Genomic DNA, 25,040 nt, shown 5'->3' on the forward strand with positions numbered 1-25,040 from the left:
AATCTCGCCGCCGACGATTGGTCGATCCGCACTAGTCGATGAGCAGCGCGATGATGAGGGCGAGGCGTTCGTCCGGATCGTCCAAGTCGAGGCGGGTCACCTCGGCCATCTTGCGCATCCGGTACCGCACGGTGTTCGCGTGCACGCCCAGCCGGTTCGCCGCCGCCCCCGGATCGCCTTGGCAGCGCAGCCATTCCCGCAGCGTGGCGGCGTAGCGGGTGCCGTTGTCGGCGTCGTGGCGACGCAGGTCCCACACCGGGCCGCGGGACGGGACGCGACCGCTGGAGGCCGCGTTGCGGACCCGGCGCAGCAGGATCTCGTGCCACGCCTGCTCGTAGCCGACGATCTCCCGATCGCCGTCCACGGCAAGGCACTCGTCGGCTTCCTGCCTGCTCAGCGGCAACGCCAACGGCTCGGCCACACCGCCCACCCCGGCCCGCAGCCGCACGTCGGCGGGCATGTTCCGCAGCAGACCCCGGAACCACCGCTCCCCCGGTTCCCCATCGGGCAGCACGGTGTAGACGGTGTTCGCGAACAGCGCGCTGCGGCCCGGCCGCGCCCAGCCGAAACCGGCGGTGGCGCGCTCGAAGGCGATCAGCACCGCGGCGTCCTGCGCCTCCTCGGCCTGCATCGCGACCACCCGGAAACCGTTGCCGCGCAACCCGAGCCTGCTCAGCACCGCGGGCGCGTCGGCCTGCCCCTCCAGCAGGCCGATCACCAGGTCCGACTCGATCTGCCGCTCCAAGTCGGCGCTGGCCCGCGCCCGCAGCAGGTGCAGCGACGCCGTGCGGGCGCCCGCGCGCAACGCCGCCGAACGCTCCTCGTCCAGCGGCTCCGTCACCTCCACCCAGATCGACCCGAGCAGTTCCCGACCCGCGCGGACCGCGATGAGCGCGCGGCCGTGGAACTCCTGCTCCGGCATCGGCTCGGCGAACAACGGCTCGGCCGACGACGCCAGGTGCGCGTACACGCCGCGCGCGGTGAGCTCGGCGCGGATGTCCGCGGGCACCCGCCTGCCCAGGATCGTGGCGAGCCGTGCGCGGTCGGCGGACTCCTGCCTGCTCGAATACGCCAGCACACCGGCGTGCTGGTCCTCGATCGTGACTGGGCCGCCGACGGACGCCGCCAACGCGTCGGCCAGCGCGAACAGGTCCGTCGGCCCGCGTCCCGCCTCCGTCTCGCGGCCTTCGAGCACCAGCCCGTACACCACCGCCGCCAGCTGGCCCCAGGACACGTCGGGGTCGATCCGCACCACCGCGACACCGCGCTCGCGGGCCACGGCCAGTTCCTGCTCGTCGACTTCGCGCAGCAGCACGACCGCGGCCGGCGTCTCGGCGAGCACCGCTCCGATGGAGTCGATGCCGACGGCCAGCAGCACCTCCTCCGCACCCGCCGGATCGTGCAGCGCGACACCGCGCAGCTCCACGTCCCGCCCGCGCGGCGCGGTGCACAACCGCGCGCCGTAGCCGCCGAGGACGTTGATCAGCCGATCGAGTTTGACCATCAGCGGGTCCCGGGGGCGGAGCGGAGGTGGCACGGCACCCCGGCAGGTTCTCACGATCGCGCGTTCGCGGTGCCGGCCAGCACCGAAAAGGTCGAACGGGACGAATACCGAAAGCGCTAGGGTGGTCGCACACCGCGCTCGCCCCCTTCGGAAAGGTGCTCCATGGGCTCCGCCTCACCACCTCGCACCGACCCGGCGAGCGCGCCCGCGCCGACGCCGGAAGACTTCGCCGCCGGGGTCGTGCTGATCACCGGCATCCAGGCCGCGGGCAAGTCGACCGTGGCGCAGCTGCTCGCGGAACGACTGCCGAACTCCGTGCACCTGCGCGGCGACCTGTTCCGCCGCATGATCGTCAACGGCAGGCAGGACATGACACCGGAACCGAGCGAGGCAGCGACCGACCAGCTCCGGTTGCGCCACCGGCTCACCGCCCAGACCTGCGAGCAGTACACCGCCGCCGGCTTCACCGTGATCGCCCAGGACGTCGTGATCGGCGAACACCTCACCGAGATCGCGCAGGAGATCCGCAGCCGCCCGCTCTACGTCGTCGTGCTCGCGCCGCAGGCCGCCGCCATCGCCGACCGCGAAGGGGAACGGGACAAGGCGGCCTACGACGAGTGGACCGTGCGCGCGCTCGACGCGGTGCTGCGCGAGGACACCCCGCGCCTCGGGCTCTGGCTCGACACCTCCGAGCAGACCCCGGAGGAGACGGTCGAGGACATCCTCCGCCGCGCTCCCGCCGAGGCCGCGGTGTGACCGGAGCTCAGCAGAAGCCGCGGTGGATTCGCTCCGAGTCGCCCGACGCGGAGCCGGAGAAGTCCGTGAAGTCCATGTTCGCGATCTCCAGGTTCGTGTGCATCTCGCTGACCGCCCCCGGCACGAGGCGGAACTCGCGGCCGTGGGACATCTCCTCCTCGTAGTCGTCCTCGTCCTCGGCGTCCTCGCGCGTCAGCGTCGAGACCGCGAGCAGCGGGTGCGCACCGCGCATCGTCTCGGCGTCGGCCAGGAAGACGACGGCGGGCTTGTGCTCCTCCTCCACCGCCGCCAGCACGTCGTCCGGGCTCGCCCCGGTGAACGCGGGATCGTCGACGAGCTGGTTGCTGGAGTCGAATTCGTCGTCGCCCCAAGGGATTTCGAGCAGCCCCACGACCTCGGTCCACGCGGCGTCGTCGGAGAAGTCCACGCGCACGACCAGCGCGTCGAACTCGTCCTCTTCGGATCGTTTGATCAACATGGGGCGAGTATGCACGGGCGCACCGACAATCCCGCCGGAAGCTCCGAAAACGATTGCCCGGCGTTCCGCCGGAGCACTAGGTTGCTCCGGTGGAGCTGTTCTCACTCACCTGGACGGCGTTGCGCACGGCCGTCGCCGAACTCGCCGACGAGGACTTCGCGCGCCCCTCGGGCTGCACCGGGTGGCTCGTGCGGGACCTGGCGTGCCACCTGATCATCGACGCCCAGGACGTCCTGATCACCCTCGCGACACCCGTGGACGAAGCGGCTACGCGGGACGCGGCGACCTACTGGGAGGTCTCCGATTCGCCGCCGACCGGGGACGATCCGCTGGACGCGCTGACCGTCCGGCTGGCCGCCGCCTACCAGGAACCGTGGCTGCTCCAGTTCCACCTGGACGACGTCGGGTCCGCCGCGGACCGCGCCGCCGCGCTCGCCGACCCCGGGCGCCGCGTCGGCACCCGCGGCGGGGTGCTCACCACGGCCGACTACCTGTCCGCGTACGTCCTCGAATGGACGCTGCACCACCTGGACCTGATCGCGCACCTGCCCGGCGCCGCGGACCCGCCCACTGCGAGCCTCGCCGCGTCCCGCGCGCTGCTGGGACGCATCGCCGGCGCCGCGTTCCCCACGTCGTTCTCGCACCGCGACGCGCTGCTGATCGGCACCGGCCGACGCGAGCCGACCGAGGTCGAACGAACCGCGCTGGGCGCACTGGGCAGACGGGTACCGCTCATCCTCGGGTGAGCGATTTTCCCACCGCTGCGCGGATTCGACGGCTCGCTCATCCGGACACCGGTGTCGGCGCGGAGTCGAGCGCCGCCCAGGAACCGAGGGCGAACGCGTCGCCGTTCCGCCGCACTTCGACGACGCCGGAGCCACCGAAGTGGGCCGGAACCAGCAGCTCCCGCTCCTCGGCCGCGCGGGCGAGGACCCGGCGGCGGGAGGCCGCGGCCCGCCCCGGATCCAGGCAGGCGTTGCTGCTGCAGGACGGATCCAGGATCTGCACCGGGCTGTGCAGCAGATCCCCGGCGAAGACCGCGCGGTCGTTCCCGGAAGCCAGCCGCAGCACCGAATGACCGGGCGTGTGGCCGGGCGCCGCCTCCAAGGTGAGGTGGTCGTCGATCCGGTGCGAGCCGTCCCACAGCACGACCTGCCCCGCCCGGTGGACGGGCGCGACGCTGTCGGCGTAGATCAGCCGGTCGACCTCCTGGAGACCGCGCGGATCGGGGTTGTCCGGCCCGTAGTGGAAGTCGTCAGCGGCCGGGACGAGGTACTGCGCCCGCGGGAACGTCGGCACCCAATCGCCGTCGGCGCCGGTGGTGTTCCAGCCGACGTGGTCGACGTGGAGGTGCGTGTTGACGACGACGTCCACGTCCCGCGGACGCACACCGGCGCGGTCCAGGAGCCCGAGGAAGTCGCCCTCGCACCGGTGGAACGGGGCCATGCCCGGACGTTCGCGCCCGTTGCCCGCACCGGTGTCGATCAGGACGGTCCGCCCGCCGCTGCGCAGCACCCACGTCTGCAACGCGATCACCGCCCGGCCGCTGCGCGGCTCCCAGTGGTCCGGGGCCAGCCAGCGCTCGTTGTCCCGCCACACGCCGGCCGCGACGTCCGGGAACATCTCGGCGGCGGGGACGAACGGCTCGTGCCATTCGACGATCCGGATGACCTCGACGTCGCCCAGCACCATGCGCTGCACGTTCCTGCTCACGTTCGCCATGCCGACGACCCTAAGCAGGCTGGACGATCCGATCGATGCACATCCGGCTCACATGAGTGCTCGTTCGTCGCAGGGAAGAACGCCTCAGCGGGTGCGGCTGTTGAGGACCGCGGTCACGGCGATCTTCCAGCTCTCACCGTCCTGATGCACCGGACGGCTCCGTGCGCGACCTCGTGTGCCACCTGATCATCGACGCCCAGGACGTCCTGATCACCTTCACGACACCGGCCGAGACCGATCCGACCCGGAACGAGATCACCTGCCGGGTCGTCGCTAGACACACCACCCACCGACGACGACCCGCTGGGCGCGCTGGCAGTCCGGCTCGCGACCGCGTACGCGGAACCGCGGTTGCTCGAGTTCCACCTCGACGACGTCGGCGCCGCCGGACCCGCCGCCCCGGGGCTGGCCGTCGGCGCCCACGACGAAATCCTCGCCGCGGGCGACTACCCGTCCGCGCAAGTCCTGGATGCACCACCTCGACCTGATCACGCACCTCCCCGACCCGGCCGAACCACCGGCCCAGGGCATCGCCCGGTCACGCGCGATGCTGGAGCAGATCGCCGGAACGGAGTTCCCCGAGTACCTTCTCCGACCAGGCCGCGCCGCTGATCTGCACCGGCAGACGGGCCCCCGCCGAAGCAGCCGGACGAGCGACGAGACTCCCGCTCGCTCTCGGTTGAGCACGGCGACTTCCCCTGCACGACGGGAAAGCCCATTGAGCCGGTGCGCTTTCCCGGTCAGAGAAAGCCGCGGTGGATCCTCTGATCGTCGTCGGCCGCCGAACCGGAGAACTCCGAGAAGTCCATGTTCGCGATGGTCAAGTTCACGTGCATCTCGCTGACGGCCGTCGGAACGAGGCGGAACTCGCGGCCGTACTCCATCTCCGACTCGTACTCGTCGTCATCCTCGGCTTCTTCCCTGGCCAAGGTCGATACCGCCAGCAGCGGGTACGGCTCGCGCATCGTCGCCGCGTCCGCCAAGAACACGACCGGCGGCTGCGCTTCTCCCGCCGCCGCGGCCAAGACCTCATCAGGAGTCGCGCCGGTGAAGGACGGGTCGTCGACGAGCTGGTTGGACGACTCGAATTCTTCGCTGCCGTAAGGGAGTTCGAGCAGTTCCGCGACGGTTCCCCACGCGAGCTCGTCGGAGAAGTCGACGCGCACGACGAGGGCGTCGAACTCGTCGTCTTCGGTGCGATAGATCAACATGAGGCGAGTGTGCCGGACGGCACCGACAATCCGACCGCCGCGACCGGCCGCGCAGCCCAGGACCCTCAGCGGGTGCGGCTGCTGAGGACCGTGGTCGCGGCGATCTTCCAGCTCTCCCCGTCGCGGACCAGGGTGTAGCGGGTCTTCTCCTCGACCGTGCGGCCGTCGTCGAAGTCGTAGGTGATCGTGGCCAGCGCCGAGTTCGCGCCCTCGGTCGACACGTTCGAAGCCTGCACGCTCTGAACCGGCGCCCAGAACTCGCTGAACGCCTCGTAGCCGCCCGCGTGGTTCGTCTGGTAATCCGGCGTGAGCTGCTCCCAGGCGGCGGGCAGGTTCCCCGGCATCGCCGCGTAGTACTCCGACACCACCGCGTCCGGCGTCTGCGCCTGCGGCGGTGCTTGCGGGGCCGGGGGCTCCACCGGCGCGGGCTGCTGCTCGGGCGGTGACACCGGGCTCGGCTCGGGCCGCGGCTGCGGCGGCTGCGAAGCGGCGGGCCTGGACGCGGTGGGATCACCGGTGAGGTTGCCCGTCAGCAGCGCCGCGATGACGCCCGCACCGACGACGAGCAGCGCGCCCACGACGATCAGCCCGTACCGACCGCGATTGCCCGACGACTCCGGCTCCGGCTGCGGCGGGACCTCCGGGCGCGCGGGCTTCGTGGGAGTCGGCACCGGCACGGCGGTGAACGACTCCGGCAGTTCCTTCCCGTCGCTGACCGCGGCCAGCGCGCGCTGCGCCTCGTGCATCGTCGGGCGCTGCGCCGGTTCGGTCGCCAGCATCCGCAGCAGCACCGGCGTGAGCGCCTCCGCGTGCTCCGGAACGTCGAAGTCACCCGCCGCGACCCGGTGCAGCAGCGCGATCGAGTTGTCCCCCAAGCCGAACGGCGGACGGCCCTCCAGCGCGGCGTAGAGCGTGGAGCCCAGCGAGAAGACGTCGGTGTGGAAATCCGCTTTGCCGCCCTGCGCGACCTCCGGGGCGAGGTAAGCGGGAGTTCCCGCGAGCACCCCGGTCGTGCTCGCGTCACCGAGCGCGCGGGAGATCCCGAAGTCGGTGATCTTGGTGATGTCCTCGGCGACGAGGATGTTGCCCGGCTTCACGTCCCGGTGCACGATCCCCGCGTCGTGCGCGGCGGCCAGCGCGGAGGCCACGTCGGCGCCGAGCTTCGCGACCTCGGCGACCGGCATCGTCCCCCGATCGGCGAGCACCGCCTCCATGCTCCGCGACTCCAAGAACTCCATGATCAGGCAAGGACGGCCGTCCTCCTCGACCACGTCGTACACGGCGATCGCGTGCCGGTGCATCAACCTCGCGGTGATCCGGCCTTCCCGGATCGCCCGCCGCTTCGCGGTCTGCACGTCGGCGTCGTTGAGCGACTGGCGCAAGTGCAGTTCCTTCACCGCGACCGTGCGGTTCAGGCGCTCGTCGGAGGCCTTCCAGACCACGCCCATCGCGCCACTGCCCAGCCTCGACTCCACCCGATACCGCCCGGCGACCAGTCGATCCTGAGCGCTCATGACACGACTCCTCCACACATTCCACTGCGATCACGTCACGATCGACTTTGCCAGGTCCGGAGGGACCCGCGGGCACAGGGGTGGGAAAGGGGAATTCACTCGGACGACTACTCCGCATGGCCCGGACAAGCGATGCGTTCGGCGGAACGCGCACCGATCGGCGACGGAATTCGGAGCGGCACGCACCCATTCGATCCCGCATTCGCACGATCGGCGGCCACCGCCGGAGTCGGAAGTGCGGAATGAAAAAACCGGGGTGTTCTTCCGCTCAGGAAGAACACCCCGGTTCGTTCGACGCGGTGTCAGGCGCGCAGTGCTGCTCCGAAGCGGGATTCGGCGGCGTGCAGCGCGGAATCGCGGGCCTCGGTCGCCTCCTCCTGCTTGAGGGTCCGGTCCGCGGCGCGGAACCGCAGCGCCAGCGCCAGCGACTTCTTGCCGTCCGCGAGCTGCTCGCCGGAGTAGACGTCGAACAGCCGCACGTCCTCCAGCAGCTCGCCGCCGCCGGAACGCACCGCGTCGACGAGCTCCGCCGCGGGCACCGCCTCGTCCACGACCAGCGCCACGTCCAGCAGCACCGGCGGGTACGACGAGATCGACGGCGCCGGGCGAGACTCCTCCAGCGGCAGCGCGTCCAGGTCGATCTCCATCGCGCAGGCGCGCTTCGGCAGGCCCAGCTCCTCGACGACCTTCGGGTGCAGCTCACCCGCGTGGCCGACGACGACGTCGCCCACCTTCAGCTCGGCGCAGCGGCCCGGGTGCCACGGCAGCAGGTCGCCCGCGGCCACCGTCAGCTCCACCCCGGCGGCCCTGGCCACCGTGCGCGCCGCCTCGACGGCGTCGGCCCAGCCCGCGTCGCGGCCCGGACCCCACCAGCCTTGGCGCTCGCGCTTGCCGGCCAGCACCACCGCGGCGTGCGTCGGCTGCGCGGGCAGCGCCGCGTCCAGCGCGGCGATCTCCGCGTCCGTCGGCCGCTGCGCGACGCCGACCTCCGGCATCGCGGGCGGCTGCTGCGCGGGCAGCACGACCTGTCCGATGTGGAACAGCGCCAGGTCGCGCTGACCGCGGGACACGTTGCGCTGCAACGAATCCAGCAGGCCGGGAAGCAGCGTGGTCGCCAGCTGCGAGCGGTCCGACTCCAGCGCGTTGAACAGCGACAGCGCGCGACGACGCGGATCGTCCTCGCCGATGCCGAGCTTGCCCAGCACCTCGTCGCTGGTGAACGGGAACGGCAGCACCTCGACGTGACCGTCAGCGGCCAGTGCCCGCGACACCGCGCGGCGGCGACGCTGCGCGGCCGTGAGGCCCCGGCCGGGAGGCGCGGCGGGCAGCACCGACGGGATCGTGTGGTAGCCCTCCAGCCGCAGCACCTCCTCCACGAGGTCCGCGGCCTGCTTCAAGTCCGGGCGCCACGTCGGCGGGTGCGCGGTGACCAGGCCCACGCCCTCGTCCGAGGTGCCGACCTCGATGCGGCAACCGATCTGCGACAACCGGCGAGCGGTGATCCCGCGCTCGTAGGACACGCCCGCGATCTTGTCCGGCAGCGCCAGCGGCATCGTCACCGGAGCCGGAGCCAGCGGCGAACCGACGTCCGTGCGCCCCTGCGCGATGCGGCCCTCGCCGTAGCGCACCAGCAGCTTCGCCGCGAGCTCGGCGGCCACCGGGGCCACCGCCGGGTCCACCGTGCGCTCGAAGCGCTTGCCCGCCTCGCTGGGCAGCTTGTGCCTGCGGATGGTGCGGGCGATGCTCGCCGGATCCCAGTTCGCCGCCTCCAGCAGCACGTCGTGGGTCTCCGCGCCGATCTCGGTGCTCGCGCCGCCCATCACGCCCGCCAGGCTGACCGGGCCGGACTCGTCGCAGATCACGATGTCGTCCGGGTCCAGCTCGCGCTGCACGTCGTCGAGGGTGGTGAGCTTCTCGCCCTCCGCCGCGCGGCGGACCACCACGTCACCGGTGAGCTTCGAGGCGTCCCACGCGTGCAGCGGCTGCCCCAGCTCCAGCATCACGTAGTTCGTGACGTCCACCGACAGCGAGATCGACCGGATGCCCGCCAGCGCCAGCCTGCGCCGCATCCACCACGGCGTCGGCGCCGTCGGATCCACGCCCGTCACGCGGCGGAACACGAACCGCGAGCACGCCGACTCGTCCTCGATGCGCACCTCGCGCGAAGCCCGCTCGTCCTCCGGCACGTGCATCGAGGCCGGGTCGCCGAACGGCACTTCCAGGGCGTTGGACAGCTCGCGGGCCAGGCCGCGCACGGAGAAGCAGTAACCGCGGTCCGGCGTGATCGCCAGCTCGATGACCGAATCGTCCAGGCCCACCAGCTCGGTGGCGTCGGAACCCGGATCGGCCACGCCCGCGGGCAGCACCAGGATGCCGTCGTGGTCCTCGCCGATGCCCAGCTCCTTGGCCGAGCAGATCATGCCCTCGCTGACGCGACCGTAGGTCTTGCGCGAAGCGATCTCGAACCCGCCGGGCAGCACCGTGCCGGGCAGCGCCACGACGACGAGGTTGCCCTCGGAGAAGTTCGTCGCGCCGCACACGATGCCCTGCGTGGGCCGCTCGCCGTCCTCGGCGTCGCCGACCTCCACCCGGCAGAACCGGATGGGCTTCTTGAACCCCGACAGCTCTTCGATCTCGGCCACACGACCGACCACCAGCGGGCCGCTCACCTGCGACAGGTGGGCGACCTCCTCGACCTCCAGCCCGATCCGGACGAAGGCCTCCGCCAGCGTGTCGGCGGTGGTGTCCGCGGGCAGCTCCAGATGCTCGGCCAGCCAGGAAACCGGAATCCGCACTTGCTCAGGTCCTTCTCTCTCGCAGCGGGACGGGGATCACGAGTCGATGCCGAACGGTTCGGTGAACCGCACATCGCCCTCGGTCATGTCACGCATGTCAGGAATGCCGTTGCGGAACTGCAGGGTGCGCTCCAAGCCCATGCCGAACGCGAACCCGGTGTGCACCGCGGGGTCGATCCCGCAGGCGCGCAGCACGTTCGGGTCGACCATGCCGCAGCCGCCCCACTCGACCCAGCCGGCGCCGCCCTTCTTCTGCGGGAACCACACGTCGAGCTCCGCCGACGGCTCGGTGAACGGGAAGAAGCTCGGGCGCAGCCGAATCGCCGACTCGGGTCCGAACATGGCGCGGGCGAACGCGTCGAGCGTGCCCTTCAGGTGCGCCATCGTCAGGCCCTCGTCGACCGCCAAGCCCTCCACCTGGTGGAAGACCGGGGTGTGCGTGGCGTCGAGCTCGTCGGTGCGGAACGTGCGCCCCGGGCACACCAGGTACACCGGCAGCTCGCGGCTCAGCAGCGAGCGGACCTGCACCGGCGAGGTGTGGGTGCGCAGCACCAGGCCGGAGTCCTCCGGCGCCACGTGGAACGTGTCCTGCATGGTGCGCGCCGGGTGGTCCTTGCCGAAGTTCAACGCGTCGAAGTTGAACCACTCGGCTTCCAGCTCGGGCCCGTCGGCGACCTCCCAGCCCATCCCCACGAACACGTCGCTGATCTGCTCGGTGAGCTGGGTGATCGGGTGCCGGGAGCCCGCGGGGACCCGGCCCGAGGGCAAGGTCACGTCCACGGATTCCTCGCGCAGCACCTTCTCGTCGCGCTCGGCCTGCAACACGGCGCGGCGCTCGTCGAACGCGCCCTGGATCGCCTGCCGCGCCTCGTTGACGCGCTTGCCCGCATCGGACCGCGCCTTCGGCGGCAGCGCCCCGATCTCGCGGCGCGCGGTCAGCAACGGCGAACGTTCCCCGAGGTGCGCGGGCTTCACGGCGGCCAGCTCGTCGAGATCGGCGGCCTCCTCGAACCCCTTGCGGGCTTCGACAACGGCGCGGTCGAGCGTCTCCGGCGCGAGTGCGGCGACCTCTTTGGGGTCGTACGAGTCGTTGGCTCCAGACATCGTTACTGCATGACTCCCGTCATTCGTCAGGCGACACTTGTCAGGCATGACAAGTACGGCGTGACCCGCCCGGCATGACCTTCTCGTCCAGCGCACCCACCGGGGCTCCCGATGGGCCTTCACCTGCTAGGTGACCTGCGGATGCGTGCCGCAGCCACACGAGTCTAAGCGACCCGGTCGAGCGATTTTCGCGCAGCCGCGTTCCTGGGCGTGTTCACCGGTCCGAGGGCGGCTGCGATGACTATCCGTGATGGCGCTGGGCCCGCGCGGAGGCGTACAGGCAGACCGCGGCGGCGGTGGCCAGGTTCAGGCTCTCCGCACCGCCGTAGATCGGCACCCGCAGCGTCGCGTCCAGCTCGGCGAGCACGTCCTCCGGCAGGCCGTGGGCTTCGCTGCCGAACACCCACGCCGTCGGACCTGCCAGTTCGCCGCGCACCGAAGCCGAATCGAGGTCGTCGGAGGCGTAGCCGTCCGCGCCGACCAGCCGCAGACCCGCCTCCCGGCAGGCGGCGAGCACCGCGAGCGCGTCCCGGTCCCGCGCCACCGGCAGGTGGAACAGGCTGCCCGTCGACGCGCGCACCGCCTTGCCGTTGTACGGATCGACGGTGTCCCCGGCGAACAGCACCGCACCCGCGCCCGCCGCGTCCGCGACGCGCACGACGGTGCCCGCGTTGCCCGGATCGGCCACGCCCAGCAGCACCGCCACCAGCGGCGGCCGGGACGCCAGCGCCTCCGCGGGCGTGGTGGCCGGCAGCTCGCACTGCGCCACCAGGCCCTGCGGGGTGACCGTCTCCGACAGCGAGGCCGCCGCCCGATCGGTCACGACGTGCACCGGGACGCCCGCGTCGGTGAGCTTCGCGGCCTGCTCCTCGGTGGCGAACAGCGATCGCACCCGCACCCGGCCCGCCGTGTGCGCGGCCAGCGCCTCGCCGACCGCCTGCGAACCTTCCGCGAGGAACTCGCCCGCGCGGTCCCGCCCGGCGCGGCGAGTGAGCTTGCGCGCAACAACGACCCGAGACGAACGCTCCGTCAACGGAGGCGTCTCGGGTCGCTGAGGCTCATGCGTGCCCTCGGTGATCAGGCCGCACCTTCCGGCAGGTGCTGCTTGGCGACGTCCACCAGAGCGGTGAAGGCCTGCGGGTCGCGCACCGCGAGGTCCGCCAGGATCTTGCGGTCCACCTCGACCTCAGCGGCCTTCAGGCCCTGCACGAAGCGGTTGTAGCTCAGGCCGTTCTGCCGGGTCGCCGCGTTGATGCGGGTGATCCACAGCTTCCGGAAGTCACCCTTGCGGGCACGCCGGTCGCGGTAGGCGTAGACGTTCGAGTGGAGCGTCTGCTCCTTGGCCTTGCGGTACAGCCGGGAGCGCTGGCCGCGGTAACCGCTGGCCTGCTCGAGAATGCTGCGGCGCTTCTTCTGGGCGTTCACTGCCCGCTTGACGCGTGCCACGGGTCCGTCCTGTCGATCTCATCGGGGGCGGCGGGACCGCCCTGGGGGGCTGGGAGCACTGGGGAGCACGTGCACCGGCGATCCGCCCGCGAGGGGGCGTCGCGCAGGTGCGGCGGCTCAGCGGCCCAGGAGCTTCTTGATGCGCTTGACGTCGTTCTTGGCGACGGCTTCGGTGCCCTCCAGGCGACGGGTCACCCGGCTGGACTTCTTCTCCAGGATGTGGCGACGGCCCGCCTGCTCGCGACGCAGCTTGCCACTGCCGGTGACCCGGAAGCGCTTCGCGGTCCCGCTGTGGGTCTTGTTCTTCGGCATCTCTCAATCCTTCTCATACGGGGTCCGCCGCGGCTGGGAACTCCACGGCGGACCTGATCGGCCCGTTGCCCGACCGGGCTCTCCGACCGGTCGGCCTTGCACCCGACCGGCGCCGGCGTCCGACCATCGCATCGTGGCGCCGGCCCCGGCTCAGCGGCCGGGGCGGCTACCGACGCGTTCCGGTGGCCTTACGCGGTCGCCTTCGGCTTGGTCTTGTTCGTCTTGTGCGGCGCCAGGACCATGATCATGTTACGGCCGTCCTGCTTCGGGTTGGCCTCGATGAACCCCAGTTCGGCGACGTCGTCGGCCAGCCGCTGCAACAGACGAAAGCCCAGCTCGGGACGCGACTGCTCACGACCGCGGAACATGATCGTCACCTTGACCTTGTGACCCTGACCGAGGAAGCGGGTGACGTGACCCTTCTTCGTCTCGTAGTCGTGCGGGTCGATCTTCGGCCGGAGCTTCTGCTCCTTGATGACGGTCTGCTGCTGGTTGCGGCGCGATTCGCGAGCCTTCTGCGCACTCTCGTACTTGAACTTGCCGTAGTCCATGAGCTTGCAGACCGGCGGGCGCGCCTGCGGGGCGACCTCGACAAGGTCCAGATCCGCTTCCTGCGCCAGGCGGAGCGCGTCCTCGATGCGGACGATGCCGACCTGTTCGCCGTTCGGTCCGACCAAGCGGACTTCGGGCACGCGGATGCGGTCGTTGATGCGCGTCTCCGTGCTGATGGGGCCTCCTCGGTTCGATGCTTCGGTCTTGCTGCAAGCCTCGGCGCGTGAAGCTCTGCCCCTGGACGTGCAGTAGTCCCACGCACTCCGGATTCCCGGAAGCGCGAGACCCTACTCCTACCGATCGAACCGGTACCGCAATACCGCTCATGCCACCGGCGCGGTGCGCCGATGTGACCGGGACCCGGCGGCCTGAGAGTCGGCTGCACGGGTGGGAGCGGGGCTCCACTTTGCCGCCCCCGGCTAAGCGGGGGCTGGTCGCTCATGTCAGGGTACCAGCCGTGAACGAACCGCAGTCGACCCCGCCCTCCGACGGCATTCCGGACGGATCGCAGGAGTTCAGGTCCCAGGAGTTCGGGGCCGGCTCCGCCACCGAGGCGGACACCGATCTCAACGTCCGCGAGCTGGTGGATGTTCCCAGCGTCGAGGTGATCAGCCGCGCCGCGGTGATGCTGATGTCCTCCGCCGCGGAGAAGCTCGGCCTGGGCGACGAAGACCCCGACACCGCGCCGAGCCGGGACCTCGACGAGGCCCGGCGCCTGATCACCGCGCTCGCGGGACTGGTCACGGCGTCGGTGGAGTACCTGGGGCTGCACGCCGCGCCGATCCGGGACGGACTGCAGAGCCTGCAGCGCGCGTTCCGCGAGGCGAGCGCCGTTCCCGACGCGCCTGGCCAGGGCCCCGGCGAGAAGTACACCGGGCCGGTGCACTGACCCCGTCCCGCTGCCCGCGGGCGTTCAGTCGCCCCCGTAGTACGGGTGGGTGAGCCGGTCGCGTTCCTCGACGAGGCCGCGGATGCGTTCCTTGGTGTGACCGGTGACGGCGTCCCGGATCGCCTCCCCGACCGCTTCCCGCGCGGAGAAGCGCACGGCCGTCTCGTCGTCGGCGTCGTGGTCCAACCACAACGACACGAAGACCATCGTCTCCTGGTCGGCTTCCAGCAGGCCCTCGGCCACCGAGTCCAGCACGCCCTGCGCGACGCCGACCTGGCTCGCGCCGAAGACCAGCGCCGCGGTCCGCCCGGAGGCGGCGACCTCGTGGCCGACCAGCAACGTCGGCGGCTGCACCGCCGTGCAGGAGTCCCGGTCCTCGCCGACCGAGACCAGGATCGGCGCGAGCCGCTCGGTGGGGACCGTGAGCGTGGTCAGCAGCCCGGCCGCGGTGGTGCCGCCGCGGCGGGCGAGCACCACGATCACCCGGCATCCGTTGGGTTTGCGTCCGCCCCAGCCTTGCGCGAGCCGGCCGTCGAGGTCGCCGAACGTGGTCATGTCCGCCCTCCTTGGCTGCCGCTCCGGGCGGGCCGGGCGGACCGGGGTGACTGATCGACACCTTCCGAGCACCGCACCCGGTTGTCAAGGTCGGGTGCGGTGAGCGGTCGACCGGCCGCGACCGGCCCACCGCGCACCGCTTCGGACTTCGGTCCCGCTGGTCCCCGGAACGGAGCAACCTGCGACGACGAGCACCGGCCGCCGGAGGTCAGTCGCCGAGCACCGCGAGGGCGTCGATCTCCACGAGCAGGCCCGCGGGCAGGCCGACGTAGACGGTGGTGCGGGCCGGGTAGGGCTCGCCTACGACGCGGGCGTAGGTCTCGTTCATCTCCGCGAACTGCGAGACGTCGGTGAGGTACACGCGCAGCATCAGCACGTCATCCAGCCCGGCTCCGGCTGCTTCGAGCACGGCGATGACGTTGCGCAGCGCGCGCTCGGTCTGCTCGGGGACGCCGCCCGCGACGAGCTCACCGGTGGCGGGGTCGACCGGGGTCTGCCCGGAGACCTGCACGATGTTGCCCTTGCGCACGCCCGGCGAGAGCGGGATGTGCGGCGGCGGGGTCGGGGCGTCGCTGCTCGTGATGATGGTCCTGGGCATGGTTCCTCCTGCGTTTCGGCGGTTTCCCGGTGCGAATGGGCGGGCCAGGGCGGAGTCCGAAGATTCGTCTGGACCACTGCACCGTCCGAGTGCTTATCATCTCCCGATCAGATCGCGCTGCTCGCACTGGAGGCCCCTTGCCCCGCTCCGCACCCGGCATCGACCAGCACGCGGTGGCGCGGCTGCGCCAGGAAGTCCTCGACTGGCGGTTCAAGGGCCTGCCAGCCGAGTCGTCCGGGCGCACGGTCGAGGAATTCCTCGGCTCCGAGCCGACGCTGTTCGGCTCCGGTTTCACCGGCCCGGTGCTGACGCTGGACGAGGCCGCGCTCACCCACAACCTGTCGACGATGGCGCGGTGGTGCCACGAGCACGGGGTGCTGCTCGCCCCGCACGGGAAGACGACGATGGCGCCGCGGCTGTTCGAGCGGCAGCTGGAGCACGGGGCGTGGGGCATCACCGCGGCGAACCTCCCGCAGTTGCGGGTGTACCGGGCGTTCGGGGTGCGGCGGGTGCTGCTGGCGAACCAGCTGCTCGATCCGGCCGGGCTGCGCTGGCTGGGTGCCGAGCTCGACGCGGATCCGGAGTTCTCGGTGAGCTGCTGGGCGGATTCGGCCGACGGGGTGGCGCTGATGGCAGGGGCCCACTCCGGCCGGCGCCCGCTGGACGTGCTGGTGGAGCTGGGCTGGGACGGCGCCCGGACCGGCGCGCGGTCGGTGCAGCAGGCCCTGGAGGTGGCGCGGGCGGTCGCGGCGAGCCCGAACCTCCGCCTGGCGGGCGTGGGCGGTTACGAGGGCGCTGCCGCGCACGGCACCGCGGACTCAGCTCTGGCCACTGTGGATGAATACATGTCCCGGATGCGTTCGCTGGTGGGCGAGATCGAGCGCGCGGAGCTGTTCGAGACCGACGAGATCATCGTCACCGGCGGCGGCAGCGCCTACTTCGACCAGGTCGCGGAGTCGCTCGCGGCGCCGTGGCCGACGCGCGCGCGGGTGCTGCCGGTGCTGCGCAGCGGCGCCTACATCACCCACGACGACGGGCTGTACCGGCGCAACTCCCCCTTCGGCCGCCCGCACCGGCTGGCGGGCGAGGAATCGCCGTTCCTGCCCGCGATGCGGATCTGGGCGCAGATCACCTCTCGCCCCGAGCCGGGCCTGGCGCTGGTGACGATGGGGCGCCGGGACGTGTCCTTCGACCAGGACCTGCCGGAGCCGCAGGTGTTCCGCGGCGCCGACGGGGTGACGCGGGAGCTCCCGCCCGGTTCGTGCCGGGTGACCTCGCTCGCCGACCAGCACGCGTTCCTCGCCGTCGAAGGTGACGAACCGCGCATCGGCGACTGGGTCGGGTTCGGCCTGTCGCACCCGTGCACCGTCTTCGACAAGTGGCCGCTGATCCCGGTGGTCGACGGGGAGAACGTGGTCGACCTGGTGCGCACCTTCTTCTGACCCGCACGGCGAGAACCGGAGGTCGACATGGACGGGGTGTTCCGCGCGGCGACGATCGTCGACGGTTCCGGGCGGGACCGCTACCGCGGCGACGTCGCGGTCCGCGGTGAGCGGATCAGCGAGATCGGCCCGCCGGGCGCGCTCGACGGCGAGCGGGTGCTCGACGCCGACGGCCTGGTGCTCGCGCCGGGCTTCATCGACATGCACTCGCACTCCGACCTGCAGATCCTCGCCGAGCCGGACCACCTGGCGAAGGTCTCGCAGGGCGTGACGCTGGAAGTGCTGGGCCAGGACGGGCTGTCCTACGCGCCGGTCGACGACGCGACGCTGGCCGCGGTGCGAGCCCAGATCGCGGGCTGGAACGACGACCCGCCCGGTTTCGACTGGAACTGGCGCGGCGTCGGCGAATACCTCGCGCGGCTGGACACCGGGATCGCGGTCAACGCCGCGTACCTGGTGCCGCAGGGCACGTTGCGGATGCTGTGCGTCGGCCACGACGACCGGGACGCCACGCCCGCCGAGCTCGACCGGATGCGCCAGGTGCTCGCGGACTCGCTCGCCGAGGGCGCCGTCGGCATGTCCTCGGGGCTGACCTACACGCCGGGCATGTACGCCTCGGACGCGGAGCTGACCGAGCTGTGCCGGGTCGTGGCCGCGCACGGCGGTTTCTACAGCCCGCACCACCGCAGCTACGGCGCGGGGACGCTCACGGCCTACGCGGAGATGATCGAGGTGAGCCGCGCGTCCGGCTGCCCGTTGCACCTGGCGCACGCGACGATGAACTTCGAGGTGAACCGGGGCCGCGCGCCCGAGCTGCTGTCGCTGGTCGACGACGCGCTCGCCGCGGGCGCGGACATCACGATGGACAGCTACCCGTACCTGCCGGGGGCGACCTCGCTGCACGCGCTGCTGCCGAGCTGGGCCGCCGAAGGCGGTGTCGAGGCGACGCTGGCGCGGCTGCGGAATCCGGCTGACCGGTTGCGGATCCGGCACACCATGGAGGTGGCGGGTTCCGACGGTTGCCACGGGGTGCCGGTCGACTGGGAGACCATCGAGGTCAACGGGGTGCGCGACGCCGAGCGCAACGGGCACCTGGTGGGGCGCAGCATCGCCGAATCCGCCAGGGCCTCCGGCGCGGAACCCGCCGAGGTGTTCTTCGACGTGCTGGTCTCCGAGCGGCTCGGCACCTCCTGCCTGATGCACGTCGGGCACGAGGAGAACGTGCGCGCGATCATGCGCCACCCCGCGCACACCGGTGGCAGCGACGGCCTGCTTGTCGGCGCCCGGCCGCACCCGCGCGCGTGGGGGACCTTCCCCCGCTACCTGGGGCGCTACGTGCGGGAGCTGGGCGTGCTGAGCTTGGAGGAGTGCGTCCGGCACCTCACCTCGCGGGCCGCGGACCGGTTGCGGCTGCCCGATCGCGGTCGCGTGCGGGAGGGCGCGGTCGCGGACCTGGTGCTGTTCGACCCGGACTCCGTCGCCGACACCGCCACCTTCGACGAGCCCCGCAGCACAGCGGCGGGGATGCACCAGGTGCTGGTCAACGGGGTTCCCGTCCTCGACTCCGGGCGGCGCACCGACGCGCTGCCCGGTCGTGCGGTACGCCGCACCTCCTGACCCCCAAGGAGTCCACTGTGGATGGTTTAGTGCACTGGTTGCAGCAGGAGACCTCAGGTCTGCTCACGTTGTGCGCGGTAGGCATCGCCGCATTGCTGCTGATGATCATCCGGTTCCGGGTGGAACCGTTCATCGCACTGATCATCACCGGGTTGCTGCTGGCGCTCGCCGCCGGAGTGCCCGTCACCGACCTCGTCGGTTCCGCGCAGAAGAGCAGCGAATCGCTGCTGGAGAGCGGATTCGGCAGCATCCTCGGCCACATCACCGCGATCGTCGGCCTCGGCGCGATCCTCGGCTCGATCCTGGAGGCCTCCGGCGGCGCGCAACTGCTGACCCGCAGGCTGCTCGCCGCCTTCGGCGAGAACCGGGCGCCGCTGGCGATGGGGTTGTCCGGGCTGCTGTTCGGCATCCCGGTGTTCTTCGACATCGGCATCTTCGTGCTCGCGCCGCTGGTCTACACCGCCGCCCGGCAAGGCGGGCGGTCGATCCTGCTGTACTGCCTGCCGCTGGTCGCGGGCCTGTCGATGACGCACGCGTTCCTGCCCCCGCACCCCGGGCCGGTGGTGGCCGCCGGGCTGCTCGGAGTCGATCTCGGCTGGATCATCCTGATGGGCCTGGCCTGCGGCATTCCCGCGTTCGTCGTGGCGGGCGTGCTGTTCCCGGCGTGGATCGGCAAGCGCATCCACGTGGACGTCCCGGACACCGCACCGCCCGCCGAACTGACCTCCGAGTCCGGCGACGAGCCGAAGCTCGGCGTCGTCGCGCTCGTCATCGGGCTGCCGATGCTGCTGATCCTCGGCGGCACCTTCGGCAGCATCACGCTGCCCGCCGGCGCGGCGCTGGACGTGCTGACGTTCCTGGGCAATCCGGTGGTGGCGCTGACCATCGCGGTGCTGACGGCGTTCTGGCTGCTGGGCACGCGGCGCGGCCTCACCGGGCAGGACCTGGCCACGCTGACGGCGGCGGCGCTGCGCCCGCTGGGCATGATCCTGCTGGTCGTCGGCGCGGGCGGGTTCTTCGGCAAGGTGCTCTCCGAGACCGGTGTCGGCGACGCGCTCGCCGGGTCGCTGCAGGCCTCCGGGCTGCCGCTGATCGTGTCGGCGTACGTGATCAGCTCCGGGCTGCGGATCGCGCAGGGCTCGGCGACGGTGGCGATCGTGACCACCGGCGGCATCGTCGCGCCGCTGCTGGCCGACGCCGACTTCTCGCAGCCGCGGCTGGCGCTGATCGCGGTGGCCATCGCCGCGGGTTCGATCATCGCCTCGCACGTCAACGACGGCGGGTTCTGGATCATCTCGCGGTACTTCGGGATCTCCGTCAAGGACATGATCAAGACTTGGACGGTGCTGGAGACGATCCTGTCGCTGACCGGCTTCGCCATGGCCGCGCTGCTGAGCCTGCTGGTGTAGCGGCCGAGCCGGAATGCCGGACCCGGCGCTGCGCGTTGATCGCCGCAGGGGCGGGTATCCCGGCAGGGCAGCCGCGCACCGCGGTGCCCGACGGGATGCGCGCCCCTCGGCTTCCGGCGCACGAACGACAGGGAACGGATCATGACCAACACGACCATGCGGGCCATCGGCCAGGACGAACTCGGCGGACCGGAGGTGCTGCGCGAGACGACAGTGCCGCGCCCGTCCCCGCTGCCCACCGAGGTGCTGGTGCGCGTCGTGTCCGCCGGGGTCAACCCGGTGGACTGGAAGACCCGCGAAGGCGGGGGCATGGCGGGCGTGCTCGGCGAACCGCCGTTCGTCCTCGGCTGGGACGTCTCCGGCATCGTCGAGGAGACCGGGTTCGGCGTGCACACCCTGACCGCGGGCGACGAGGTCTACGGCATGCCGTGGTTCCCGCGCCAGGCGGGCGCCTACGCGGAGTACGTGACCGCACCGGCCCGGCAGTTCACCCGCAAGCCCGCGACGCTGAACCACGACCAGGCGGCCGGGGTGCCGCTGGCGGCGCTGACCGCGTGGCAGAGCCTGGTCGACCTCGCCGGGATCTCCCGCGGGCAGCGCGTGCTGGTGCACGCGGCCTCCGGCGGGGTGGGGCACTTCGCGGTGCAGATCGCGAAGCACTTCGGCGCGCACGTGATCGGGACCGCCCGCGCGAGCAAGCACGACTGGGTGCGCGAGCTGGGCGCGGACGAGGTGATCGACTACCGGGAGACCCGCTTCGAAGAGGTCACCGGCGACGTCGACGTGGTCCTCGACCTGGTCGGGGACGGCATCGACGACACCAGCACCCGCTCGCTGGACGTGCTCAAGCCGGACGGGCTGCTGATCGCGGTGCCCTCGGGCGTCGCCCCCGAACTGCTGGAGCGGGCCCTGCGGCGCGGCGTGCGCGCCACCGGATACCTGGTCGAGCCGGACGGGACGGCGCTGCGCCGGATCGGTGAGCTCATCGACGACGGCACGATCTCCGTGGAGATCGACGAGGTGTTGCCGCTGGCGCAGGCAGCCGAAGCGCACCGGCGCGGGCAGAGCGGCGAGGTCCGCGGCAAGCAGGTGCTGCGCGTCGCTCCGTGAGCCGACTCGGCCGGGCGGTCTTGCCGCCCGGCCGATCTCGGGCGGACGAGATTGGGCCATTTTGGTCTGGTCCATTGTCGAGCGCGGCGACGAGACTGGCGGCCGACGCACCCGACGAAGGAGAACCACCGTGCCCGGTCCCGCCCAGAACCCGATGCGCCGCCGAAACTTCCTCGGCGTCCTCGCCGGAGCGAGCGCGCTGCCGCTGCTGTCCCCGCTGACCGCGGCGGCCGGGCCGCGCGCGACGACGACGGCGTACGTGGGCAGCCTGACCTCCGCGGAACCCGTCGGCCTCGGGCTGGAAGTGGCCGGCTTCGACGCCGCGACCGGGAAGCTGACCTCCACGGCGGTCGTCGAAGGCGTCCCGGACGCGTCGTTCTTCGCCTTCTCCCCCGACGGCCGGGTCCTCTACACCACCAACGAGCAGGAGCAGGGCGGAGTCACCGCGCTGAGCCTCGCCGACCCCGCCGCGCCCGCGGTGCTCGGCAGCGCGAAGACCGGCGGATCCGGCACGACGCACCTCACCGTGCACCCCGACGGGTACCTGCTGACGGCGAACTACACCGACGGCACCGTCTCCGCGCACCCCATCGAGCCCGACGGCGGCGTCGGCGAGGCGACCGACCTGGTGCGCCACGACGCCGCCGAACCGCACGCCCACCAGGTGCTCATCGCTCCCGCCGGTGATCTGGCGGTGGCCGTGGACCTCGGCGCGGACGCGGTGTTCGTGTACGCGCTGGAGGTCGGCAAGCTCGTGCAGCGCCAAAAGCTCACCGTCCCGACCGGGACCGGGCCGCGCCACCTCGCGTGGCACCCGGACGGCGGGCGCGCCTACCTGCTCGCCGAGTACGCCTCGACGATCACCGTGCTGGACTGGGACGGCGCGGCCTTCACCGCCGGGCAGGTCCTCGACACCCGCGACGAAGGCGCCACCGGCGAGAACTTCCCCGCCGAGATCGCGGTCTCCGGCGACGGCGCGCACGTGTACGCCTCGAACCGGGGCGACGACACGATCGCCGTGTTCGCCGTGCGCGACGACGGCCTGGAACGGCTCGGCAGCACCCCGACCGGCGGGCAGTGGCCGCGGCACTTCGCGTTCGAGCCGGGCGAATCGGCGCTGCACGTGGTGAACCAGCGCTCCGGCACGATCACCCGGCTGGCCCGCGACGCGGGCACCGGACTGCTCGCGCCCGCCGAGGAGTCCGGCGCGTTCGCCGGAGCCGTGGTGCTCGCGTTCGGTGGCTGAGGCGCCCGGATCGGGTCAGCTGCTCGGCTGAAAGGGCGAATTCCCGCGAGGACAACGGGAAGAACCCGCACCGACGCGGCGACTCCCTCCCCCCGGACAGGTGAAATCGCTACTCTGAGCGGTTCGTTTCGGGGGGATCGAGGGGGTTCCGGATGCCGGACAACACCATCCCGGTCAAGGGGCTGCGCGCGGTGATCGGGTCCCGCTGGCGGCGCACCGGCCTGTTTTCAGCGGTCGGTGAGCAGCCGATCTTCCACCTGGTCCGGGAGGACCGCCCGGACGAGCTGACCGCCCAGCTCGGCGGGCACCTCGGCGGCGGGGTGCCGCACGTGCTGCTCAACGCCGGCCAGCCCTTGCCGGACGACGAGCTCAGCACCTCGGTGCTGATGCGGGAACAGCTGCTGGACAAGGTCGCGCTCGGCCTGGGGCGGCACGATTCACGGCGCTGGCAAGGGCGGATCCGCTTCCGCCGCTACGCCTTGGCCAGCTACCTGCTGCAGCACAACGAGGAACCGCCCGAACCCGACGAGGTGCCGAACCGGCAGGCCCGCGAACTGCTCGGGAAATACGTGCGCGGGCGGCTGTTCGGGCTCAAGAACCGCCAAGCCGAAGCCGAAGGAGCCGGGGCGGGCGCGCGCGTCGACGCGACCGTGCACCGGGTCGAGCCGCTCGGGCTGCCCTGGTACCTGCTGCTGCCCGCGATGCTGCTGTCCTGGGCCCTGCCGCCCGCGATCCAGCGCGGCGTGGTGCTGCGCAGGCCCGCGCGCTGGTCCCTGCGCCAGCACTACCTGTCGCCGCGCGAATCCGCGGACTTCGCGAGCTTCGCGCAGCGGCTGCTGAGCACGCCGTCGGTGCACGAGAACGCCAACCAGGTGCGCAAGTTCCTCGTGCACGCCCTGCTGGAAGACCTCGCCGACGCCTACGCGCGCCGGGTGTGGCGGTGGCGCTGGATGCGGCGCGACAACTACCCGGTGCTGCTCCTGCAGGGCGTCACCCCCGGCACCACCGGCGAGCTGCTGATCCGGCTGATCAACGACGTGCGCAACGAGACCGGCGCGCGGGACCCCCTGCTGGTCGTGGCCAGCGGCCCGGAAGAACTGCCGCACGGCACCGCACCCGCCGAGCCGATGACGGTGCAGGGCTGGCAGAAGCAGCTGCTGGAGGCCAGGCGGAAGCGCTCGCCCACGGCCTGGTACCTGCCGCTGCGAGTGGAGAACCCGCCGACCGATGTGGAACCGCTCCCCGCCTTCCCCCGCGGGCAGGCACCGATCCGCACCAAGCGAGCGCGCGCCCTGCGGGTCGTGCCCGCGCTGCTGGCGGTGATCGTCGTGGCCGGGGCGGGCGGCTGGTACGTGAAGGAATGGGCGCAGCACTGCGGACAACTGCGGCCGTGGGCCGGCGGCGACCTGATCTGGGCGGACCCGGACGGATTCGGGGACAACAACGGTGAATGCGTCGGCGTGTCGGACGGATACGTGTTCTCGCAGCCGGACGGAGAGGGAGACGTGACGCGCGAAGCCCTCGAGCGGGCGCAGATCCGGATCCACGACCTCAACGAGCAAGCCGACGAACTGCACCGGAATCAGACGGACCTGCCGTACGTCACGATCGTCTACTTCAGCGTCCTGACGACCACCAACTCCGATTCGACCGCGCTCACCGCGGCCCTGGAGGAGCTGCACGGCGTCGCCGACGCGCAGGAGGAGTCGCGCATGGCCCGGCTGCCGCTGCGGGTGCTCATCGCCAACGGCGGCGAAGGCATGCGGCACGCCCCCGACGTCGCCGAACGGATCAACGCGATCGCGCGGGAAGCCGAGAGCACGAACGCCACCGCACGCGGGGACGCCCGGCGGCCTGGCGCACCGCGCGAAGCGACGTCACCGGTGGTCGGCGTGGTGGGCATGGGCGGCAGCAGGGAGATCACGAAGGAGGCCATCGCCGACCTGGGCGACGGCGGGCTGCCCACCATCGGGATCACCACCTCGGCGGATTCGATGTGGAAGTCCAGCAAGCTGTACTTCCAAGTGGCACCGCCGAACAAGGACCAGGCGGCAGTGGTCGGCCGGTACATCCAGGACCACCTCGACGTCCCCGTGCGGAGAGCGACCATCTACCAGGAGAGCGGCGACGCCTACAGCGAGAACCTCGGCGCCGACGTGCGCCGCGAGCTCATCGGGCGCGGCATCGCCGAGGTCAGCGTGACCGACGACAACGCGACCGTCGCGCGGTCGTGCGGCCGGGACACGGTGCTGTTCTTCGCGGGACGTTCCGAACGGCTCAACGAATTCCTGAGCAACCAGACCTGCGACCCCGACGAACGACCGCAGCTGATCGCAGGTGACGACATCACGAAGTTCGTGCTCGACGACCAGATGCCGGACCACACCGATCTCCGGCTGGACTACGTGTCGTTCAACAAGCTGCAGCACTCCGGCAGCACCAGCCAAGGACGGTCCGCGCTGGCCCGCGACGCGATGAAACTGCTCGGCCAGGCCGTGGACCAGTTCAAGTACAACGGGTTGCCGCTGAACGGGCTCACCGTGTGGAACGAGCTGTCGCACACCAAGAGCATGCTGACCGGCAGCACCGGCGCGATCGTCTACGACCGCAGCGACCAGGACCCGATGAACGATCAGGTCCCGGTGCACAAGGCGATCACCATCGAACGCATCGAAGGCGGTGCGCAGGAAAGCCGCACGTTGTTGGTGTGCGGCGATCACCAGGCCAACACCGCGGCCAGGCCCGAGGGCTGCACCTGGCTCGGCGACTGAGGTCCGGAC

The 25,040-nt window shown here is 71.6% G+C and carries 22 protein-coding genes; 9 read left to right on the top strand and 13 right to left on the bottom strand.

Annotated features, from left to right (window positions below):
• Positions 1 to 31: 31 nt before the first annotated feature.
• Positions 32 to 1,504 carry a PucR family transcriptional regulator gene (locus BJ969_RS19045; protein ID WP_184480586.1) on the bottom strand — a complete coding sequence of 491 codons (1,473 nt, stop codon included), beginning with the start codon at positions 1,502 to 1,504 and terminating at the stop codon, positions 32 to 34.
• Between the two features lie 162 nt (positions 1,505 to 1,666).
• Here BJ969_RS19045 and BJ969_RS19050 point away from each other — a divergent pair, with 162 nt between their 5' ends.
• Positions 1,667 to 2,260, top strand: coding sequence for an AAA family ATPase (locus BJ969_RS19050; protein WP_184480588.1), 594 nt, complete (start codon positions 1,667 to 1,669; stop codon positions 2,258 to 2,260).
• Between the two features lie 7 nt (positions 2,261 to 2,267).
• Here the strand turns inward: BJ969_RS19050 and BJ969_RS19055 are convergent, their stop codons facing one another.
• Entirely contained in the window at positions 2,268 to 2,738 is a 471-nt protein-coding gene (locus BJ969_RS19055) for a DUF6924 domain-containing protein (protein ID WP_184480589.1), read from the bottom strand.
• An 89-nt stretch (positions 2,739 to 2,827) separates the two neighbouring features.
• Between BJ969_RS19055 and BJ969_RS19060 the strand changes: the two genes are divergently transcribed.
• Positions 2,828 to 3,484, top strand: coding sequence for a maleylpyruvate isomerase N-terminal domain-containing protein (locus tag BJ969_RS19060; RefSeq protein WP_184480591.1), 657 nt, complete (start codon positions 2,828 to 2,830; stop codon positions 3,482 to 3,484).
• 37 nt (positions 3,485 to 3,521) lie between these two features.
• On the opposite strand, the gene BJ969_RS19065 is transcribed toward BJ969_RS19060, so the two are convergent.
• From BJ969_RS19065 to infC, 9 genes are all read right to left on the bottom strand, one after another.
• Positions 3,522 to 4,460, bottom strand: coding sequence for an MBL fold metallo-hydrolase (locus BJ969_RS19065; RefSeq protein ID WP_184480593.1), 939 nt, complete (start codon positions 4,458 to 4,460; stop codon positions 3,522 to 3,524).
• A 740-nt stretch (positions 4,461 to 5,200) separates the two neighbouring features.
• Positions 5,201 to 5,671 (bottom strand): DUF6924 domain-containing protein, encoded by a 471-nt coding sequence (locus tag BJ969_RS19070; protein WP_184480595.1) that lies wholly within the window; start codon positions 5,669 to 5,671, stop codon positions 5,201 to 5,203.
• A 65-nt stretch (positions 5,672 to 5,736) separates the two neighbouring features.
• On the bottom strand, positions 5,737 to 7,185 hold the full coding sequence (locus tag BJ969_RS29830; RefSeq protein ID WP_221315875.1) for a protein kinase domain-containing protein: 1,449 nt from the start codon (positions 7,183 to 7,185) through the stop codon (positions 5,737 to 5,739).
• A 302-nt stretch (positions 7,186 to 7,487) separates the two neighbouring features.
• Complete coding sequence (pheT, locus tag BJ969_RS19080; RefSeq protein WP_184480597.1) at positions 7,488 to 9,980, bottom strand: phenylalanine--tRNA ligase subunit beta; 2,493 nt, start codon at positions 9,978 to 9,980, stop codon at positions 7,488 to 7,490.
• A gap of 36 nt (positions 9,981 to 10,016) precedes the next feature.
• Positions 10,017 to 11,084, bottom strand: a complete 1,068-nt coding sequence (gene pheS / locus BJ969_RS19085; protein ID WP_184480599.1) for a phenylalanine--tRNA ligase subunit alpha — start codon at positions 11,082 to 11,084, stop codon at positions 10,017 to 10,019.
• A 241-nt stretch (positions 11,085 to 11,325) separates the two neighbouring features.
• The gene (locus BJ969_RS19090) at positions 11,326 to 12,117 is read right to left on the bottom strand and encodes a TrmH family RNA methyltransferase (protein ID WP_246456989.1); all 792 of its coding nucleotides are present in this window, start codon (positions 12,115 to 12,117) and stop codon (positions 11,326 to 11,328) included.
• Positions 12,118 to 12,161: 44 nt separating this feature from the next.
• The gene (gene rplT, locus BJ969_RS19095) at positions 12,162 to 12,530 is read right to left on the bottom strand and encodes a 50S ribosomal protein L20 (protein WP_184480601.1); all 369 of its coding nucleotides are present in this window, start codon (positions 12,528 to 12,530) and stop codon (positions 12,162 to 12,164) included.
• Positions 12,531 to 12,647: 117 nt separating this feature from the next.
• Positions 12,648 to 12,842, bottom strand: coding sequence for a 50S ribosomal protein L35 (rpmI, locus tag BJ969_RS19100; RefSeq protein ID WP_184480603.1), 195 nt, complete (start codon positions 12,840 to 12,842; stop codon positions 12,648 to 12,650).
• 188 nt (positions 12,843 to 13,030) lie between these two features.
• Positions 13,031 to 13,540, bottom strand: coding sequence for a translation initiation factor IF-3 (infC, locus tag BJ969_RS19105; RefSeq protein ID WP_374108151.1), 510 nt, complete (start codon positions 13,538 to 13,540; stop codon positions 13,031 to 13,033).
• A gap of 434 nt (positions 13,541 to 13,974) precedes the next feature.
• Here infC and BJ969_RS19110 point away from each other — a divergent pair, with 434 nt between their 5' ends.
• Positions 13,975 to 14,283: a DUF1844 domain-containing protein gene (locus tag BJ969_RS19110; protein ID WP_246458322.1), complete on the top strand. Its 309-nt coding sequence runs from the start codon at positions 13,975 to 13,977 to the stop codon at positions 14,281 to 14,283.
• Between the two features lie 24 nt (positions 14,284 to 14,307).
• Here BJ969_RS19110 and BJ969_RS19115 read toward each other — a convergent pair whose 3' ends face one another.
• Complete coding sequence (locus tag BJ969_RS19115) at positions 14,308 to 14,838, bottom strand: formaldehyde-activating enzyme (RefSeq protein WP_184480605.1); 531 nt, start codon at positions 14,836 to 14,838, stop codon at positions 14,308 to 14,310.
• Between the two features lie 208 nt (positions 14,839 to 15,046).
• Positions 15,047 to 15,436, bottom strand: coding sequence for a RidA family protein (locus BJ969_RS19120; RefSeq protein ID WP_184480607.1), 390 nt, complete (start codon positions 15,434 to 15,436; stop codon positions 15,047 to 15,049).
• Between the two features lie 137 nt (positions 15,437 to 15,573).
• Between BJ969_RS19120 and BJ969_RS19125 the strand changes: the two genes are divergently transcribed.
• From BJ969_RS19125 to BJ969_RS19150, 6 genes are all read left to right on the top strand, one after another.
• Positions 15,574 to 16,878: an amino acid deaminase gene (locus BJ969_RS19125; RefSeq protein ID WP_246456991.1), complete on the top strand. Its 1,305-nt coding sequence runs from the start codon at positions 15,574 to 15,576 to the stop codon at positions 16,876 to 16,878.
• 27 nt (positions 16,879 to 16,905) lie between these two features.
• Complete coding sequence (locus tag BJ969_RS19130) at positions 16,906 to 18,495, top strand: N-acyl-D-amino-acid deacylase family protein (protein WP_184480611.1); 1,590 nt, start codon at positions 16,906 to 16,908, stop codon at positions 18,493 to 18,495.
• 17 nt (positions 18,496 to 18,512) lie between these two features.
• On the top strand, positions 18,513 to 19,904 hold the full coding sequence (locus BJ969_RS19135) for a GntT/GntP/DsdX family permease (protein WP_184480613.1): 1,392 nt from the start codon (positions 18,513 to 18,515) through the stop codon (positions 19,902 to 19,904).
• Between the two features lie 156 nt (positions 19,905 to 20,060).
• A complete protein-coding gene (locus tag BJ969_RS19140) occupies positions 20,061 to 21,014 on the top strand; it encodes an NADP-dependent oxidoreductase (RefSeq protein ID WP_221316596.1) in 954 nt (317 codons plus the stop codon).
• Positions 21,015 to 21,144: 130 nt separating this feature from the next.
• On the top strand, positions 21,145 to 22,260 hold the full coding sequence (locus BJ969_RS19145) for a lactonase family protein (protein ID WP_343071489.1): 1,116 nt from the start codon (positions 21,145 to 21,147) through the stop codon (positions 22,258 to 22,260).
• A 152-nt stretch (positions 22,261 to 22,412) separates the two neighbouring features.
• On the top strand, positions 22,413 to 25,031 hold the full coding sequence (locus BJ969_RS19150) for a type 1 periplasmic-binding domain-containing protein (RefSeq protein WP_184480617.1): 2,619 nt from the start codon (positions 22,413 to 22,415) through the stop codon (positions 25,029 to 25,031).
• Positions 25,032 to 25,040: the final 9 nt, after the last annotated feature.

Origin of the sequence: Saccharopolyspora gloriosae (genome assembly GCF_014203325.1) — a bacterium.
Classification (GTDB): domain Bacteria; phylum Actinomycetota; class Actinomycetes; order Mycobacteriales; family Pseudonocardiaceae; genus Saccharopolyspora_C; species Saccharopolyspora_C gloriosae.